The sequence below is a fragment of the uncultured Nostoc sp. genome, from assembly GCF_964247315.1.
Classification (GTDB): Bacteria; Cyanobacteriota; Cyanobacteriia; order Cyanobacteriales; family Nostocaceae; genus Nostoc.
This window is the reverse complement of record NZ_CAXTTT010000009.1, coordinates 49,137-67,750: the sequence shown is the minus strand read 5'-3', so window position 1 is coordinate 67,750 and position 18,614 is coordinate 49,137. Positions and strand designations below refer to the sequence as shown.

The 18,614-nt window shown below is 39.8% G+C and carries 18 protein-coding genes; 13 read left to right on the top strand and 5 right to left on the bottom strand.

Annotated features, from left to right (window positions below):
• The first annotated feature begins 103 nt into the window (after positions 1–103).
• Positions 104–1,396 (top strand): murein transglycosylase A, encoded by a 1,293-nt coding sequence (locus ACFE93_RS04900; RefSeq protein ID WP_375472274.1) that lies wholly within the window; start codon positions 104–106, stop codon positions 1,394–1,396.
• A gap of 152 nt (positions 1,397–1,548) precedes the next feature.
• Here ACFE93_RS04900 and ACFE93_RS04895 read toward each other — a convergent pair whose 3' ends face one another.
• The 3 genes from ACFE93_RS04895 to ACFE93_RS04885 form a co-directional block, all read right to left on the bottom strand.
• A complete protein-coding gene (locus ACFE93_RS04895) occupies positions 1,549–1,782 on the bottom strand; it encodes a DUF3134 domain-containing protein (protein ID WP_094350689.1) in 234 nt (77 codons plus the stop codon).
• Between the two features lie 206 nt (positions 1,783–1,988).
• On the bottom strand, positions 1,989–2,417 hold the full coding sequence (locus ACFE93_RS04890; RefSeq protein WP_375472273.1) for a hypothetical protein: 429 nt from the start codon (positions 2,415–2,417) through the stop codon (positions 1,989–1,991).
• A gap of 226 nt (positions 2,418–2,643) precedes the next feature.
• On the bottom strand, positions 2,644–2,796 hold the full coding sequence (locus tag ACFE93_RS04885; RefSeq protein WP_375472272.1) for a hypothetical protein: 153 nt from the start codon (positions 2,794–2,796) through the stop codon (positions 2,644–2,646).
• A gap of 1,058 nt (positions 2,797–3,854) precedes the next feature.
• On the opposite strand from ACFE93_RS04885, the gene ACFE93_RS04880 reads away from it, so the two are divergent.
• The 12 genes from ACFE93_RS04880 (at position 3,855) to ACFE93_RS04825 (ending at position 16,412) form a co-directional block, all read left to right on the top strand.
• A complete protein-coding gene (locus ACFE93_RS04880) occupies positions 3,855–5,045 on the top strand; it encodes a choice-of-anchor tandem repeat GloVer-containing protein (RefSeq protein ID WP_375472271.1) in 1,191 nt (396 codons plus the stop codon).
• 562 nt (positions 5,046–5,607) lie between these two features.
• Positions 5,608–6,228 (top strand): hypothetical protein, encoded by a 621-nt coding sequence (locus tag ACFE93_RS04875; protein ID WP_375472270.1) that lies wholly within the window; start codon positions 5,608–5,610, stop codon positions 6,226–6,228.
• Positions 6,229–6,243: 15 nt separating this feature from the next.
• Positions 6,244–6,615 (top strand): hypothetical protein, encoded by a 372-nt coding sequence (locus ACFE93_RS04870; protein ID WP_375472269.1) that lies wholly within the window; start codon positions 6,244–6,246, stop codon positions 6,613–6,615.
• Entirely contained in the window at positions 6,569–9,316 is a 2,748-nt protein-coding gene (locus ACFE93_RS04865) for a hypothetical protein (RefSeq protein ID WP_375472268.1), read from the top strand. Before ACFE93_RS04870 ends, ACFE93_RS04865 begins: the two co-directional genes overlap by 47 nt.
• A 271-nt stretch (positions 9,317–9,587) precedes the next feature.
• Positions 9,588–10,409: a hypothetical protein gene (locus ACFE93_RS04860; protein ID WP_375472267.1), complete on the top strand. Its 822-nt coding sequence runs from the start codon at positions 9,588–9,590 to the stop codon at positions 10,407–10,409.
• A gap of 151 nt (positions 10,410–10,560) precedes the next feature.
• Entirely contained in the window at positions 10,561–11,610 is a 1,050-nt protein-coding gene (locus ACFE93_RS04855; protein WP_375472266.1) for a hypothetical protein, read from the top strand.
• A gap of 101 nt (positions 11,611–11,711) precedes the next feature.
• Positions 11,712–12,533: a hypothetical protein gene (locus tag ACFE93_RS04850; protein ID WP_375472265.1), complete on the top strand. Its 822-nt coding sequence runs from the start codon at positions 11,712–11,714 to the stop codon at positions 12,531–12,533.
• A gap of 53 nt (positions 12,534–12,586) precedes the next feature.
• On the top strand, positions 12,587–13,279 hold the full coding sequence (locus ACFE93_RS04845; protein ID WP_375472264.1) for a hypothetical protein: 693 nt from the start codon (positions 12,587–12,589) through the stop codon (positions 13,277–13,279).
• Positions 13,280–13,287: 8 nt separating this feature from the next.
• Positions 13,288–14,886: a TrbI/VirB10 family protein gene (locus ACFE93_RS04840; RefSeq protein WP_375472263.1), complete on the top strand. Its 1,599-nt coding sequence runs from the start codon at positions 13,288–13,290 to the stop codon at positions 14,884–14,886.
• Between the two features lie 37 nt (positions 14,887–14,923).
• A complete protein-coding gene (locus tag ACFE93_RS04835) occupies positions 14,924–15,496 on the top strand; it encodes a hypothetical protein (RefSeq protein WP_375472262.1) in 573 nt (190 codons plus the stop codon).
• 355 nt (positions 15,497–15,851) lie between these two features.
• Complete coding sequence (locus ACFE93_RS04830; RefSeq protein WP_375472261.1) at positions 15,852–16,091, top strand: hypothetical protein; 240 nt, start codon at positions 15,852–15,854, stop codon at positions 16,089–16,091.
• 63 nt (positions 16,092–16,154) lie between these two features.
• Entirely contained in the window at positions 16,155–16,412 is a 258-nt protein-coding gene (locus ACFE93_RS04825; protein ID WP_292870231.1) for a hypothetical protein, read from the top strand.
• A gap of 86 nt (positions 16,413–16,498) precedes the next feature.
• Here ACFE93_RS04825 and plsY read toward each other — a convergent pair whose 3' ends face one another.
• Positions 16,499–17,179: a glycerol-3-phosphate 1-O-acyltransferase PlsY gene (plsY, locus tag ACFE93_RS04820; RefSeq protein ID WP_375472260.1), complete on the bottom strand. Its 681-nt coding sequence runs from the start codon at positions 17,177–17,179 to the stop codon at positions 16,499–16,501.
• Between the two features lie 77 nt (positions 17,180–17,256).
• The gene (locus ACFE93_RS04815; RefSeq protein WP_375472259.1) at positions 17,257–18,531 is read right to left on the bottom strand and encodes a DUF3086 domain-containing protein; all 1,275 of its coding nucleotides are present in this window, start codon (positions 18,529–18,531) and stop codon (positions 17,257–17,259) included.
• Between the last annotated feature and the right edge of the window lie 83 nt (positions 18,532–18,614).

Below are 18,614 nucleotides of genomic sequence, written 5' to 3'. Positions count from 1 at the left end.
GCATTGGGTAAAATTTTTGGTGTTGTGAAACAATTAAATAATTTTTGGTTTTTGATTTTAGGATTTGAGCGAGGTGGGAGAATCTTAAAAGTTTTGAATTTTAATGAAAAAGACACTTACTGGGTTAGGAAAGTTTAACAAAATTATCGCCATCAGTTTATCTGTGATTTTGTCGATTTTACTGGTGCGAATGCAATCTTTGACGCATCAGGAACTCATTTCGCCAGAATGTCAGGTGAAAAAGTGGGATCTACCAGTGTCCTTGACTGCTGAAAATCAAGATGCATTTCCACAAAAGCAAAAATTACCATTAATCCCAAGACTACCAATTACTTGTTGTCAAAGTGATCCCTCTTGTTTTGATGAAGTAATTTATGGAAAAATACCAGACAAAAAGGCACTGATCGGTGCGATCGCTCGCAGTCTTCAATATCTGCAAACAGCTAATGCTGCGGCTGCTTATCAAAACTATCCGGTGGCTGGGATTACGCGCGATCGCGTCATCAAAAGCTTGAAAAGATTCCGCGAACTTCTATTAAAAACCAATTCTGCAACAGAATTACATCAAGCTACCCTGCGAGAATTTGTTCTTTATCAGTCAGTCGGTAAAGATAACAAAGGTTCCGTTTTATTTACCGCCTATTATGAGCCACTGTACGCAGCCAGTCGCGTCCCCACAACCGAATACCGCTATCCTGTTTATCGCTTACCTCCTGATTTCAACTCTTGGACTAAACCTCATCCGACACGCGAGGAGTTAGAAGGAGTAGATGGTTTACAAAGTGCAAAAGGGAAATTACGAGGATTAGAGTTGTTTTGGTTTCGCGATCGCCTCGAACCATATCTAGCTCAAATTGAAGGTTCGGCGAGACTTCAGCTTCCTGATGGTACTCAAACAGCAATTGGCTATGCGGGTAATACCGCTTATAACTACAAAAGTATTGGGCGAGAATTAGTGAATGATGGCAAATTACCTCTAGAAGGTATAACTATGCCAATTATTCTCGACTATTTCCAAAAGCATCCCCAAGAATTAAATATTTATATTCCGCGCGATCGCAGCTTTGTTTTTTTTCAAGAAAATCACGGTGAGCCAGCGCAAGGTTTTATCAACGTACCATTAACAGCAGAGCGTTCTATTGCTACAGATAAATCTCTCATGCCTCCTGGTGCTTTAGCATTGATTCGCGCTTCCATTCCCTTTGTTAATCCTACCGGAAAAATGGAGGAGCGCATCGTTAGTCGCTATGTTCTTGACCAAGATACCGGAGGTGCAATTAAAGGTGCAGGTAGAGTAGATTATTTTTTAGGTACTGGGAAAATAGCAGGCGATCGCGCTGGTGTTACAGTCAGCAATGGACAATTATTTTATCTCTTACTCAAGGCCAAGAATTAAACACACTCGCATTTTAATACTAAAATTCCTGACTTTTTAGATAAGTCAGGAATTTTAGCCTTTCGGCGTAAATGAAACACCCATTGAAAATCAATGGAACGCTTGCGATATAGTAATTACGAATTACAAATTACGAATTACGAATTACGCTACTAGGCTTCTAAATCCATTTCAGCATCATCATCGTCATGATCGTAAGGGATATCGTCAAGGTCTATCATTTCGGAAATTTCTTCTACTTCTGTTAGATACTCAGATTCTTGATGTTCGCGCTCGATTAACCGACCAGTTGACTTCAGCCATTCCAAGAGAATAAACTCATTACTTGTACGAATTACAGGCGCTCGCTGGTTACGAGGTTCTTCACGCAAAGGACTTATAGGCATAAAAAAAACTCACTTTGAATTATAGGTTAGCGTACAAAAACGTCAAAATTGTACATTAAGGTTAAAAGGCTTGTATGACAAGCTTTTTATCAACAGATGAAATATGACCCATTGAGGTTTTCGTCTCAAGTCCATCTAGCTATTTACCATTAAAATGTCCCCGCGTCAGTTTTAATAATAAATATTCCAGCCAATGCAATATATTATTACAAAGCATTTGGTAGCTTGACGAGAGTTTCATACATATCAGAGGGTAATGCAGATAGTCTATTCGCTACAGCGACTGCATCAGCTAAGTTACTAAATTGACACCGGACTATTTCTTGTCCATTTCCTGAAGGGAATCGTTTCCTAGCTTTACTAGATACGGCACAAATAATCGCTAAAGCTTTGGCTAACCCGTCTTTTGTCAATATTGTTTCTTGAAGGAACCCTTCAACAGGGATAAGGCAAACCTCAAACCGATAGCCAGGTCTGGGAGAAACAGCTATATCGATATATGGTTTATCTTCTTTTCTGATTCGGCGTAAATATTTGGCTGTCAAATTAGGATCGTGCAAATCAGTCCCAAGGGCGTAAGTAAAAAAGCAATCTTCTGTGAGGGACTCAGGACGAGTAATTATATCCGTGGGCATAAGTTCCAGTAGTATCCGTAGGGTGTCTGCGTGTGTGACACACTAGACTTGTCCGTTTTTATTAGCACATTTTCTTTGACAGTTAGGTGTATTAGTGTCACGCGAGGTATTACAATACATTACATTTCGGCTAACTAAAATTTCAATTTTTGGAATACTTATGACATCAAACACCTTCAGAATCAAAGGGTGTAGAGATTTAGATTCGGGGAGGGGTTTATGATAGTCAGTTATATAACCGAAAATATTTCTCAACAGATAAAATTATAACATAGTTGACGCCAAATCCTGCGATCGCTTCACCTGCGCCTAAAAGCGATCGCAAACTATTTGAATATTTATTTATACCCATCAACTTATAAGCTTTAAGAGTACTCAATTTACTATCTCTAGTTGAATAAGATAAACTTCTAAAAGCTTGACTATTACTGCTAATAATGCCTTAAAGTTGCTAAATAAGGACATTTTTAGGAGTTATTGATATAAAATTATCGCCTTAATAAATCCCCAAGATTATAAATATAATCCTGAGGTATAACTTTCATATCTTTGTCAAGATATTTAAAAACCTAAAGGATAGAAGGGAGGATAAAACTAAAAACAGTATTCACCCAGTTATGGTTTGACGTAAGTATTCACAACATTTCGAGATAGAGTTTTAATGGCAGCGAGAAGAGGAGCATATCCACTGTTTTAAAAGTAGTTTTTATAACAATCTTATTCTTTATTCAGAGAAAATACAAACCTTTCATTTAAGTATGTAGTTTTTCTTATTAAGATTTTTTAGAGGCTTTAATCAGTATTTAATAGAGTTTACTAATTGCTTGACAAAAAACACACTATCTGGGTTGCTTAGAATCGAGTTTTGTGACTATATTCTGTCAAAATCGTAGATTTTTCACTGTTTTTGTGTTTTTCACGACATCAAAAATATAAATAATGTTTTATGCTACCGAACGAAATCATTAATCGTGCCATTCACGTTATTGACTCAGTGCTAGTACGGTTTTTGTGGTGTTGGTAAAACAGGCTTTCTGAGTCCTTTTTAAATTGGGCTATACCAACATTTCAGGCATTTTATTACTCTTGCCTAAACTGACAAATTATACCAGTTTTAGATAAAACTGCGCTCAACACGTAAATTGAGTCGTAGCAATATCTTGTGGATAACGGAGTAAACCCCAACACATACAAGATGTTGGAGTCTTGGGTTTCCTCCTGCAAACGCCACTTGCTTCTCTCTTTAGGTAAAAGGGAGAGGCTAGGTGTAGCTTTTAAATGCAGAAAAGCTGGAAAACCCTTCTACAGAAGTGGCTTCCTAACCTACATTTTAGCGATCGTTTTTCAAATTGGTATTTAGTCATGAGTAGCAGCCATCACAAAATCCCTTAGAACTAGCTACAATTCCGTCTCCACTAACTTTTTTTGAGGTATTCAATGAACAAGATTAATCTGTACAAACAACGCCAAAGCAAAAATAAGGTATTGATTTTAACTTCTCTGACTGTTTTGGCTTCTTCACTAGTACTACCCTTCCAACAAGCCTTCGCTGCAACATTGACTACTGTTGTAAATTTCAACGGCACCAACGGAGCTACGCCAAGAGCTGGTGTACTTAAAGGCAACGGTACTGATGACAATCTTTATGGAACTACTTCTGCTGGTGGCACTTCTGGCAAAGGAACTGCATTCAAGTTAACTCCTACTGCTTTCAATACTCTGACTACACTGATAAATTTCACCGGAACATCTGGAATCAACAAAGGGACTAATCCAGTTGCTAGATTATTCCAAGCAGCCGATGGCAATTTATATGGGGCAACCTTTACAGGTGGTACAAGTGACCTCGGCAGTGTGTTTAAGTTGGCGAAAACAGCTTTTACAACCTTGACAACTCTTACAAATTTCACAGGCACTAATGGGGCTAACCCAGCAGGTCGACTGATTACAGGTACTGATGGCAATTTGTGGGGGACAAGCTCTACAGGTGGGGCCAATAATAAAGGAACTATATTCAAGGTTTCGCCCACCACCGGGGCACTTACCACCATTAGAAGCTTCAGCGGTACTGATGGAGCAACTCCATTAGCAAGATTGCAACTGGCTGCCGATGGAAACTACTACGGCAGTGCTTCTGCCGGTGGAGCAAGTGCTAAAGGAGTTGTGTTCAAGTTAACTCCCGCAGGAATACTTACTTCGTATAGCTTTAGTGGCGCCAATGGGGCAAATCCGCAGTCTGGATTAATTGAATCTAGCGGATTCCTTTACGGCACCGCTAAACTGGGTGGAGCCAGCAATAAAGGAGCTATATTCAAGGTTCCAGTCGGTGGCGGTACACCCGTTTTAGTTGCTAGTTTTAGTGGCACCAATGGGGCCAACCCAACGGCTGCACTCATAAAATCAAGCAATGGTAACTTCTATGGCACAGCTTCTGCTGGTGGGGCAAATAACAAAGGAGTTATTTATCAGCTGACTGGGGCTACCATTACCGGCTTAATTAGTTTTAATGGTACTAATGGAGCAACGCCAGAGTCCACACTAATTCAGCTCTCTGATGGTGCCTTTTACGGTACTGCCTCTTTTGGCGGTAGTTCCAATCTAGGAACTGTGTTTAAGTTTGTAATCTAGTTCCAAATCTAATCGGCGTGTAGAAAATGGTAAAACGTACATTTGAACGTCTACCATTTTTCTACAATCGATCTAAACTTTTCAAGACAGGTATTTGAATTTCGGTGACTCAATACTGTTTCATCTCATGTTCGCTCCGAAGAACCCTAAAGAGCCAAAGCTACGCTTGGTCTTCCCTAAAACCAAGCCTACGGTGTATATACAAGTCTGAAATATTTATAGCAGTTCGCTCAGATACCTATGAGCTAGGGAAAGTCAAGGCTTTGAAGTTGGTTTATCGAAGCTATATGTATGAGAAGATTGAGAAAATTATTAAAGTCGAAAGGAATCTACCAGTTCAATCTCGATATTTGCAATCCAGCTTCTCAAATCAGAGAAATTTGGTTTTAGAAAAATCTTAATATCATGTTAACTTAACTTTAGAATACTGATGTAGAATATATAACTTTACTACAGGTTTATAATTTGATTAATAATGAATGATGTTAAAGCACGTTGAATTGTAATAGTTGTAAAAACCGATACACGTGATAATTATAGTACACTATAGGAAAATTAGCAAATGTTTAGACAAAGTTCTCACGAGAGAAACTTTTTCAAAGCTTTAACTGGTAGTGCGGCGAAAGAATCTCGCAAGTTAAGACGGGCATTTAAATCCTGTCTGAGCATTCTGCTTGAATCTGTACCTTTTTTGATTGCTTGTGCTGTATTGGTTAGCGTTATCAGCCTCAAAAGTCCTATCCTGCTGTTTTGTTTACTTGCTGGTAGTTTAATTGCAGTCATTATCCAGCAAATTGGGCAGCAAGTGAATTTACCAAGGCGATCGCTAATATTATTACAAATTTTAGCAGCAGCGATCATTCTGAGTTTATATTGGTTAGACTGGTTTGCAGCCCCTGCACAAGCACAGTTTTTTGGGAAAGCTGAAACCTTTTTCAAAAACAGCTTCCGTGGTTCAGAAACCACTGGTGGTGATAGCAACACAGCAATAAGTTTGATATTTAATGTGTTACGGGCAATTTACTTACTCTATATTGCAATCTCCCTAGTTGGTGTGATTAACGCAGTTCGTAAAGATGAAGATTGGCAAAGTATCGCCAGAACTCCCCTATTAGTGGTTGTTGCTGTTACCGTTGCTGATGTACTTACAGGCTTTGTAATTGGCGCTAGTCCTAATAAATAATTCAGATATTTACAAATGTCTCAAGAGCGGGAACAAGATTTTCGTCCAGTCAATCAGGTTCTAGGAAGCCAACCCTCATTAGGGCCAATCCCTGCCGATCAAATTCTTCCTTGGACAGTAATTGCCTTAGCCTCCTACTTTATTATCAATGGAATTTTTGGTGGGATTTTCCAAGAAGAGTTTCAAAAGTGGTTGTGGACAGTACTAATGACTGGTTGGGGAATCGGAACTTGGTGGATTTTAACTGGTGGTAGGAGTTGGAGTTTTTTAAGTAAATTTATTGGCGTTCCCGCTTGGACAAGAGGCTTTGCTCGTTATCAAAGCTTATTGGAAGTTAACCATGAAGCAAAAAATCGGAAAACAAAGCGTCGGCATCGCCGGAAGTGAAAGTAGATTAACGCCATTTGAAGATGCCTTGCACTTGGCGACAATGCTGCGTGTTGCAATGAATGGACGTGATATTGGCGCTTATCTGTTGACAAAAGGTACTCAAAAAGATCGGTTCTGCTTTGTTTTTGGTTTTGATTGTAAGGGAATTCATACCACCTTAAGACCTGAACAAATTGATACACTTTTTAATAACATTGAAGCCGGATTAAAAGACATTCCTAGCGGTGAAAGGATGACGTTACACTTGGGTTCTTTTAGTTCAGATAAAGAGCGCCAAAAAGAGTTAGCAACATTAATCAGAAATGCATCATCGCGAGACATTAAATATTTGTTGATGGCGGAGAGAGCCAGAATCAAAGAACTGACTATTTCTGGGATTCGTAAACCTAAATTTTTGCGGATTTATGTCACTTACACGATTGAATCTAACTCGCAACACGCAGATGATTGGATAGAAAAGCTTTTAGTCAAAGCTGAATCCTGGTGGTTGAAATTTAAAGGCGATCTTTTAGAAGTAGAAAATCAACGCATTGAAACCCTGATTACAAATGCTTATAACCAGGGTTTTCTCCGCTGGGAACAAATTTTATCTAACAAAATGGGATTGGATGTCAAACCTTTAACTGCTGATGAACTTTGGGGGGATATATGGAAAAGGTTTAATGATACGCAGCCAATAGATATTCCCCAGTTAATGACTTTAGATGAACAAGGATTACACGAACAAGTTAATTCCGATTTAGCTAGTACTAAATTGCTTATAGAGAATATCCACGGCACAACTTTGCTGATGGAATCTAGTGTACCTTGCGCCGATCGCCGCTGGGTTAATGTTAACAATCGTTATATTGGCGCACTGTCATTTCTAGAGAAACCCGGCGGTTGGACTAATAAATCGACTCAACTGCGCTATTTATGGGAATTGTTGGCCAGAGAAACAGTAGTAGATACAGAAATTTTTTGTGAGTTGACTGCTGCAAATCCAGCATTGGTAAAAACTACTCTGCAACGAGTGTTGAAGCAGTCAAATATGACAACGATTCTGGCTCAAGAAAAAAGTAAAACTATTGATGTCAATGCTCAATTAAAGTTGAAGAAGTCGGTAGCAGCACAAGAACAGTTATTTGAAGGTGCAGTCCCGATTTATACGAGTGTTGCTATTTTAGTACATCGTCCAACTTTAGAAAAATTAGATGAGGCGACAAGATATATTGAAAACTGTTTTCAACGTCCAGCCAGAGTAATTAGGGAAACTGAATATGCTTGGAAAATTTGGCTGCAAACTCTACCAATAGTTTGGGAAGGTTTATTAGCAACACCCTTCAACCGTCGCCAGCTATATTTAACCAGTGAAGTTCCGGGATTAATGCCTCTAGTTTTAAGTAAAAAAGGTGATAGACAAGGCTTTGAGTTAATTGCTGAAGAAGGTGGAACACCCATACATTTAGATTTATTTAATCAACACAAAAATTTAGCTTTGTTTGCGACAACTCGTGCTGGGAAATCGGTATTGGTATCAGGGATTTTAACTCAGGCATTGGCGCATGGGATTCCGGTTGTGGCGTTAGATTTCCCTAAACCTGATGGGACATCTACTTTTACTGACTACACAGAGTTTATGGAGGGGAATGGAGCCTATTTTGATATTTCCAAACAATCGAATAACTTATTTGAACAGCCAGATTTACGATCGCTAGAAGCAGAACAACAGCGCGATCGCTTTAACGATTATACTGCGTTCCTGGAATCAGCCTTAATGACAATGGTTTTAGGATCGTCCACTGAAAGTCAAATTTTATCGCAAACCGTGCGATCGCTGCTCAACTTGGCTTTAGAAGCCTTCTTTAGAGATGAGGGTATCAAAGAGCGATATAGACAAGCTATGGAGGGCGGATTTGGCACTTTTGCTTGGCAGAAAACCCCCACTTTAAAAGATTTTCTCTTTTTCTGCTCACCAGAACACTTGCAGCTAAGTTCTTTAACTGGCAGAGTAGAAGACGCTCTCAGCCAAATTCAGTTGCGCTTACGCTTTTGGCTTTCTAGCCGCGTGGGACAAGCCATTTCTGCACCATCCAGCTTTCCTACCGATGCACAACTTTTAGTTTTTGCTCTCAGAAACTTATCAGATAGTGAAGATGCAGCCGTACTATCCTTGAGTGCTTATTCAGCCGCACTCCGACGCGCATTAAGTAGTCCAGCTTCCATATTCTTTATCGACGAAGCACCAATTTTATTTGAGTTTGAGCAAATTTCCGACTTAGTTGGTAGAATTTGTGCTAACGGTGCTAAAGCCGGTATCAGAGTCATCTTATCAGGACAAGATCCTGACACCATTGCTAAATCTAAAGCTGCATCTAAAATTTTGCAAAACCTTACGACACGGTTGATTGGACGCATTCAGCCAGTTGCAGTGGATAGTTTTGCAGACATCTTGAAATATCCCCGCCAAGTTATTTCTCGTAATGCCTCAGAAAGCTTTTTTCCCCGCAAAGAAGGCGTTTATAGCCAATGGCTATTAGATGATAACGGTATTTATACATTCTGTCGTTACTATCCAGGTTACGAACAATTGGCAGCAGTTGCTAATAACCCTTATGAGCAAACTGCACGTAGCCAAATGATGCAACTTCACAGTGATAAATATGAAGCAATTTCTGCGTTCGCACGTCAGTTAGTGGCGACTCTGCGTAGTAGTTAAGCGAGTTATGTAAGTTGTTAATAGTGAATCAAACAAGTTTGGATTTTAGATTTCCGATAGCGTAATGTTAGCTAGTTCCCAACGTCTTTTAGATTTACTGCACCCATTACTGTGTTGCAGCTTATGGATTTTAGATTTTAGAATAGCGTCAATGGTTGAACCGAAAAACTAATTCTATTATCCAAAATCAAAAATCTAAAATTGGCACGGTTCAAAAGCTAAATTTTTACCTCACTATATAATGTAGTCTACCTTTTTCAGGCACAGATGTATGCGAAAAACTACCCTTTTTACTTTTACCTTGCTATGCCTGGCCATACTACCAGCAATGGCACAAATTCACACGGGCGAATTAGGTCAGGTTTGGACTGACTTTCAAGCATATTCCAAAGATATGCAAGATTACTTTAAACATGATAATTTGAAGTATACTTTAAACCCTTTAGAAGAAGGCCAGAGTCAAATTGCTATTAATTATGATAATGGAGATTTGAAGATACCTAACCCCGTTGCTGCGGGACAAAAAATTCGTGATGATTCAATTAACTACTCTTATAATTCAGACGCTAAATCAAGTCGCTTTGAGAATAATGCAGCAGTACGGGGAAATTTAGTTAGTAATGAACTTAATCGTATAATTACCCGTGGAGTAGCGGTAGGTGTTCTCGGTAAAAATGGACAAACTAGGACAAAAGTAAAGTTAGAAAATACTGAGAAAAGTTTGGAAGATATTACAGGATTTGCCGAAGCAGCCGAGCAAAAGAGCGAAGATTTGCTAAGTAAAATTCCCATTCCCAGTTTTGATCCCACTAAGCTTGATCCAGCTACTGCGGTTTTAGCACAATTGCTAAATGCTAATCAATCACAAGCCCTTAAAATTCAAGAGGAACAAGCAAAAATAGTAGCTGAAACATTTGGTCAGACATTACAAAATAATCAGGCTTTGCAATATTCCAACTTAAATTTGGCAAACATTTCTCAGCAGACGGAAGAGGCGAATCGCGCTCGGAGAGTAGAAACATCTACAGAAGCAGCGCGACTTTTACGAGCGACTTCTCAACTAGATTTGTTTGGCAGAAAAGTTAATCAGTAGGATTTTAAGATAAAATAACTCTAATCTTCTAGACAATTTTAAAATCCTTTAACTTCTGAAAAACCAACAGGAAATCTAAAAAAGTTTATGATGGTGGGTTATTTTCCTAACGCACCTGGCAAAATCTAAAAAAATAGCCCATCAATTCAAAATGCAACTTGCTATTAAACTAATTTTTGCCCAAGTAGGCATCGATCAGATTATCGATAATGGTGCCGCAACTTCTCAAAGTATTGCCGAAGGTTGGGATAAACAATGGCTGGATTTATTACAAAATAACACCAGTAATAACTTGTATGGAGCGCTGACAAATCTAGGTATTTTTTTTGCTGTAGGAACTCTGTTGTTTTTTATGATACAATTCCTCAAAGACTTAATATCCTACGAATACACCCGTCCCATATCAGCTTTAATTTGGCCTTTTATTGTGGTAGTACTCTTAAGTAATTCAGGCAATGGAAGTATACTATCTAATCTGACGCTGGGAGTGCGGAATTTTTTAAACACTGTGAATCAGCAAGTAGTGGTATCAGCAGATGCAGATAAAATATATCAGCAAGCACTGAATATGAGTGTTGCCGAAGAAGTAGCTGGTTCTTTACTGCGTCCTTGTCAATCTCTTACTGGCGAACAACAAAATCAATGTTTTGTTAATGCTGCTGAAAAAATTAAGGTTCTCTGGCAGAAATATAGAAATATTTATGGAAATAAAAACTGGATAAATAGACTACAAACTAAAGTAGATAATATCAGATATGGGACTGGGATTGTATCAGAAACTTCTTTTAATTCTCTGTTAGGTTCTACAGTCCAAACGAGCATCAAAAACTTTTTAGTTTCCTTACAATATGCCTTTCAGAATTTGATAGAAGCTACTATGTTGTTAATAGCAGTTTTAGGGCCAATAGCTGTAGGTGGCTCTTTGCTACCTGTAGCTGGCAAACCAATTTTTGCATGGCTGACTGGATTTCTATCTATTGGAATCGCCAAAATTTCCTTCAATATTATTGCTGTGCTGACTGCCGCAGTGATTGTCAATGGCCCAGGTCAAAATGCTAATGTAGATCCAGATTTAATGTGGTTCATAATTTTTCTAGGGATTTTAGCACCAATTTTATCTTTACTTGTGGCTGCTGCTGGTGGTTTTGCGGTCTTCAGCGCAATCAGCAGTACGGCTTCTTTAGTAAAGGAGAGGATATAGAAAATTAAAAATGAATAAAATTGTTGTAAGTATCGTAATTAGTAAGTATATGCAAAACATCATATATAATAGCTGAAGTTTTTGCAGTTGGAGGTGATAAAATGGTGCGTTTACTGGAAAAAAGACAAAGAACGGCAAGTGTTTTGACATTGTTTGCGATCGCAACCTTTAGTTTACATATATTAGTTTTATTTTTATTCTTATTACAAGGGCTAAATATTCGCCAACTCAGTCTGAGAAAACCTCCCAACTTTGTGCAATTAATCGATGGTAAACCAGTAGCTAATATTGATGATTTAGCAAGAAAACCAGAAGCAATTCGCCAATTTATCAGCAAAACGATGATATCAATGTTTAGTTGGTCTGGAACCTTACCACCACAAACCATTGAAGAAGTCGCAAATCCCAAATCCGATTTAGGAATACTGATTAACACACCTCAAGGTAGTAGCCAAAAAATTACTACCAGCAGTTGGGTAGCTAGTTTTGCTTTATCAGAAGACTTTCGTAAAGGTTTTTTAAGCACAGTTGCAGAAATAACACCGCCAGAAGTTTTCTCTGAAAATCCCAACCAAGCGATGATTTCCCAACTAGTGATTAAAAGAGTTTATCCGCCAAAACAAATTGCACCAGGTAAGTGGCAAGTGGGTATGGTAGCCGACTTAGTTCAAAAAAACCGAGTTGGTGGCGCAAGACTTATAACTCCTTTTAATAAAGATTTACTTGTACGTGCAGCAGATTATTTTGCTAATCCCCAAGCAGACAATAGTACCGACTTGCAAAAAGCAATTTATAGTGTCCGCGCTGATAGACTAGAAATTTATGAAATTCGGAATTTATGTTTGCTAGATGACTACAACCCAAACAACAATAAATCAAAACAATGCGGAACTGGACAAACATCTGATAGTTTTATCAGATAATCGATTTCTGACGTGAAAATATTTCAATATTATAATTATACGAACGATTATTAATGCAATTACTCAAACCAGAAAATAAGAAAAATAGTCCCTTACCGTTGTTGGCAGTAGGAACGTTTGGTTTACATCTATTTACCTTGCTGTTACTAATATTTCACTGGTCTATGTTACAACAGTTAGGTCGACAACTCACACCTCAAAGTTTAGTGCAACTTGTTGATGGTCATGCTATAACGGTAGACCCCCAACCCAATTTAGAGCGGCAACCAGAGACTATTCGGCGCTTTGTAGGTGAAACTATGAGTTTAATGCTTACCTGGTCACAACAGCAGCCACCAACACAAATCTGGGAAATTACCTCCCAATTGGTAGCTGATGATTTTAAAGAAAAACTTAAGTCAGAAATTACTAATTTAAATCCAGATAGCCAATTTGAAAATGTTAATCGAGGAGCGGAAAATGTCTTAGTAATCCAAAAAGTTTCTCAACCTCAAGAAATAAGTAATGGAAAGTGGAAAGTAGAGATACTTGCCAATCAATTAATTTTTAACAGTTATGATAAGTTAGGGAAATCAGTTTCCTTTAATAAACAAATTTTAGTTAGAGCAATAGATCGACCTACAACTTCACTACCAAATGCAGCACTACCGTCGCAGTTTGCAGCTTACCGCCTTGGAGAAGCCAGATTAGAAATTTATAATATATGTGAAATTAAAGATAATAATTGTTCTGGAAATCCAAACTAGGCTCTACCATGACCCGATACTCAATTCCTGCCCAAACGCCTCCCGAAAATGGATTTACTCTAACTACCGACGATCGCCAACCAGAAGTAGAATCTATAGATTGGGAATCGCGGATGTCAAGGTTGGTTGGCTTTGAAGAAGAATCTTCTTCTAGTGATACTCAAGGATCGGAAGACTCTGCAACGCCGCCAGAGTCGCTATCTCTTCCACAAGAAGTTCAGACTAAGCAAGCACTCTCATCTAATCCCTTTGCCAAATTAGGCTTGGTAGGGGCTGCTACCTTAGCGCTCGTTTTGGTGGGTGGTGTGTTTTTGTCTCAGTTGATGAGTGGCAGCAATCAAAAGCCAAAAACTATTGTTTCTCCACCAGTGCAACAGCAGCCCACTGATGAATCCATATCTCAACAGATGGAAGGCCAAATAGATACTCTCAAAACGAAATTAGCTCTGAGTGAACAAGCACAGATGGTGAAAGCTGCCCAACAACAGCTGAGAATTGCCAAATCAACGCCGACAGTAGCCTTACAACAACCGTCAGTTAGACAGAAAGTGATCCCAACACCCCCACCAACAGCTTACGTGCCTCGGACAGTCACAGTTGAGCGCATCATTAGAGTACCTGCTTCTCAACCTTCGCTATCGCCCCAACCACCAGTTGTAAACCCCACTCAACCAGTAGTTAATACAACTCCACCATCTCCACCAAGCCCATTTGAAGAGTGGGCAAGGTTAGCGAAGTTAGGTAGCTATGGTCAAGTCAATCCTAGCAATCAACCTACTAGTAATATAGCTACTTTGGAACCTGCAAACACTACGCAGCCGCAGCAGCAAGAAACACCAAACCCCGATCCTGAGCAAACCCCACAAGCCTCACAACAGGAAACTCCTCCTGTGGTCAGTCAAGCCCAACCGCAGGGACAGAAATCTGTAGCAATTGGAAGTAGTGCCAAAGCTGTGTTGGCGACACCAATAGTTGGAGAAACTACTAATAAGTCAGGCGGTGGTGGTGATACAGATGAAGCGAAAAACGTATCTGTTGTGATCCGATTGAAAGAACCGCTAAAATCTACCGATGGTACAGTCGCTCTACCCGCAAACACCGAATTCCTAGCTGAAATTGGTTCGCTTTCGGAACAAGGTCTTTTGCAGATGAACGTAGTCAAAGTTATCTCGCAAAATAATGGCAACCCTATAGAACGAAGCTTACCCAACAATGCAATTATTCTTCGCGGTACTCAAGGTAAACCTTTAATCGCAAGTAAATATAATCCCGGTCAAAGTTCGTCTACAGCCTCAATGGATGTAGCATCATTCTTTTTGGCAGGTCTTGGCAAAGCAGGAGAGATAGTAAATCGCCCTGATACTGAATATGAAATCCCAAAGGACAGTAATAACACCCCAATTGTTGGGGCTTATCCATATCCTATTAATAACAACAGACGCAACCTTTTAGCTGGGGTTGCAGAAGGTGGTTTCAACACTATATCACAACAAATTGGTAATCGTAATCAACAGGTGATCGCCCAAATGGCACAGCAAGGTAATGTTTGGTTTTTGCCAATAGGCACAAATATTGAAATTTACGTTAATCAACCAACTCAGTTTTAAGGGGTAGGATTTATACCAATTTTAGATATTTGCAACCATGAAAAAGAATATTAACTTGTCAGGAAATAATTCAGAACGTTCTTATTTCCTACCTATAGCTTCCTTAATTTTCTCGGTTGCTATGTTCTTGTTGGTAGGTCGCGCTGTAGCTAATAACGCCGTTCTGCGTTCCGTATTTTCCTGCCAAGCACAAGGTTTAGGGGGACTAATACCTACTATCGATGTTTGGTATCAACAAGGAACAAACTTAAGTTTTATTCCGGCTGGAGAAGTAATTAAAAAAGTTTGGTTAAATGACCCATCACAGGTAACTATGGATTTTGATGGGCCAGTATGTATGCAGTTTGGTCAAGAAGCTAATAGTAGTTCAGGAGATTGTAAAAACTCCGCAGCAAACGTAATTCAACTCAGACGAATTCAAAAACTGGACATTCCTGGACTTCCTCCCACTAGCAATACACTTTTAACAGTTGTTACCGAAGCGCAAGGTAAAAACAAGCTGTATACTTTTCGAGTTATATATAAAACAGATAATCCTGAATATCACACTTTAGCAGTTTTTCCCGATCCTTCTGGTCAGGAAGGAGCTTGTGCGAAAGTTTTACAATAAATAAAGTTCTAGCAAAATTACCCGATAGCCACAGAAATTTACCGTTGATAAAAAGTGTTGATGCCTACGTATGTCTGCATTGTGGTCGATTGAGAGCCTTGCGATAATTCCCTGCTTCTAAAAAACGGTTAGGGAGGATTTAAGCCTTTGGGCAGTTTTATTTGTTTACATAGCACGGTTAAGATAAGTGTGGGCAGTTGTGTAGTAGTTCAATCAATTGAAAAACGCTATAACTTAACAGATTTAACTGACTCAGGCATTTTTAGCCTACATCTTTATAAATCTTCAGACAAAAACTAACCACAAATTCCAAAATCGTGTAAATATAAAGAAAAGCTTAAGAGGTTACAGACTCATGGTCACTGCCAAAATGATGCAACAGCTTTGGGCTGTAATCGAGTCTACCCAAGTCAGCACCCTGCTCCAATTTGATGATGCCGCTTTAGTACAATTGCTTCTCCAGCAGTTACAAGCAAAGCAGGGTCTCGATGCCCAGACAGATAGCACTCTCAATACTTACATAAAATCTAAACTGCCCTTAATACGTGATACAGCTGAAGGTCGATTATCTTTAGGGCAAGGCGGCAATCATTAGTCCGAAAAATCAAATGATTGCTCGTTGCCAATCATACGCTCAGAGTTCAAACAGTGGAATATTATGAATAACTGGCTAGTAATTGCCCTAGTAGCTTATCTAATTGGAGCAGCGATTGAAGGGGTGAGTACAGCCAGTCAGCTATCTCATTCAATGCCAGAATTAGCTAAAAATACACAAGCTCATCCGTCAGAGTCTGAAACTGAGTCTAGTTCAAGTTGGCGAGTTGTGGCCGCCATTGCCTCAGTCAGTATTTGTGGAGCTTTTTTCTGGCCTTGCCGCCTTTTCCACCGTTTAATTAAAGGCAACGTTCGTTCATAATCCTAAAACATCAATATAGATACTAATTCTGGAAGCAGCTCTCCCCCTTGTGAGAGAAGAGTTTTGAGTTTGTTCTCGCTTACCTATCATGCAGTTTGTTCGGGTTCTGTCGCTACAGGCTGCCCAATTTTTGGCTCCGTTCCCGCAAACAGTCGTTCGATATTAGTGCGATGGCGCAAAATTACATACAACCCACCGGCAATCCCAAACAGAATATAGGGTAAAGGTTGATGCAAAAGTACCATGAAAATGGAAACTGCGATCGCACCTGCAATTGAACTCAAAGAGACAATCCGCGATATCGCCACAACGACGGCAAACACACTCGCTGTTGCTAAACCTACCTGCCAACTCATTGCCAACAAAATCCCCAAGCTGATAGCAACAGATTTACCACCGGTAAAGCCCAAAAAAATTGATTTACTATGTCCCAGAATGGCAGCTAATCCAGATATTGTTACTAGGCACGGCTGCCACAGTTGTACATCTACCGTTGGAGGGATATAATTTTGAATTGGTTTAAAGTTGAACAACCAATAAACTAGAGCGATCGCTAATACTCCCTTTAAGGAATCAAGTACTAAAACCAATACTCCTGGCCCTTTGCCCAAGGTTCTTAGTACATTAGTTGCGCCAGTGGAACCGGAACCAACCGCCCGAATATCAATACCTTTTAACTGCTTTACAGCAATGTAGCCAGTGGGAAAAGAACCCAGCAGATAAGCTATAACTACAATTGCCCCGCACAGAGTTAACCAAATAGCCATAATATAATTCAAAATTCAAAATTTAAAAAAGTCAAGAGCTATTACTCTTGACCAATGACCAATGACTAATGACTCATTTAAAAGTCGTCATCATAGTTTCTCACTATTTTGGGGTCAGGAGCAAAGGCTAACCACAGGGGAAATTGCAGCAGTGACAAACTGATTTGTTCTTCGGAATCGTCAATGATAATTAAAGGCAGTTGATTGGCTTTCGTCAATCGGTCTGCTTTTTGAGCGAGAGCATCAGATGCCTCAAATAATACCACACCACGGTCTGGGCCGAAATCTGGGCGACCGATTCCTAGACAATCTTGCAAACCGCGCCGCCATTCACCTAATCGCTCCGGCGTATTAGCTAAAACTAAAGTACGGACGCGATCGCCATAGAGCTTGTGTAATATCGAAATTGCAGCTGAGGCAATCAGAATATTTTGTAAGCGGCTACCCATTGTCCGCAAACCACCCCTTCCTCCTTGGGTAAAAAACCAGTTGGAGATTCGTTCAGCGTGGATTGGTTCAAAGGTACGGCGTAGTTGCCACGGTGGGCCGTAGTAATCTGGTTTATTGCGGTATTGGTCAATTAGGCGGCGAATTTGCTTGGTAGTATCTTGAAACTGCTGTTGGGCAAATTGGGGTATTCCAGGTTGGGGTTCAGCTGGTTTAGTCTCTTTTACAGATGGTTTTTCTCGTTCCACCACACTTGGCGTTAGTTGCAACTGCTCGGCGGCAGAAGCCAAATCCTGTAAACTACCCGTGAGATAGTCTTTAAAACCCTGCACCCGGATTGCCAAGTCTTGGGATGTACCAGCAAAAGTAGTTCGCATTTCGTTGCGGATACGTTCTTGACGGCGTTCTAATTGTTCTACAGAAATTTGCAGGGTTTGTTTGCGTTGTTCTAACTGCACTAGCGACTCTTGCACCAGTCGCCCCAGTGAGGTTTGAGTTTCACTCACCTGTGCCTGAAGCTTTTCGTAAGAAGCTTGCAGCTTGGCTATTTCTGACTTGAGAGCTGCTTCAGCACTTTGCAACTCTGTTACTCGCTGCTCTGCTTCTGCATATAATGAATGATTTCCCGATCCTATTTCAGACCCCAAGGCGACATTTTCCGCTTCTAACTGCGCGACAAACTCGCCATTTGAATTTTCTGTTAGCTCTACTGTAGAATCTACCACTTCTGCATTGGAAATGAGTGGCTCAAAAGTTGTGTAGTCCTCTGATGAGCTAATGGCTTTTGTGTCTACCACTGACTCAACTGATGGATCGACTGGATGTTCAACTACATTGTTCTCTTCTGGTTTTTCTGTCAACCGCTCATCAATTGGTTCTGGGGTTTGAGATGCCTCTGGGTTCATAAACAATAGTGTAATTCTTATGACGCGAATAAATAGCTTTCAGAAATATTACAATTGACCTGCTATAAAAGTCCTGAGCATGA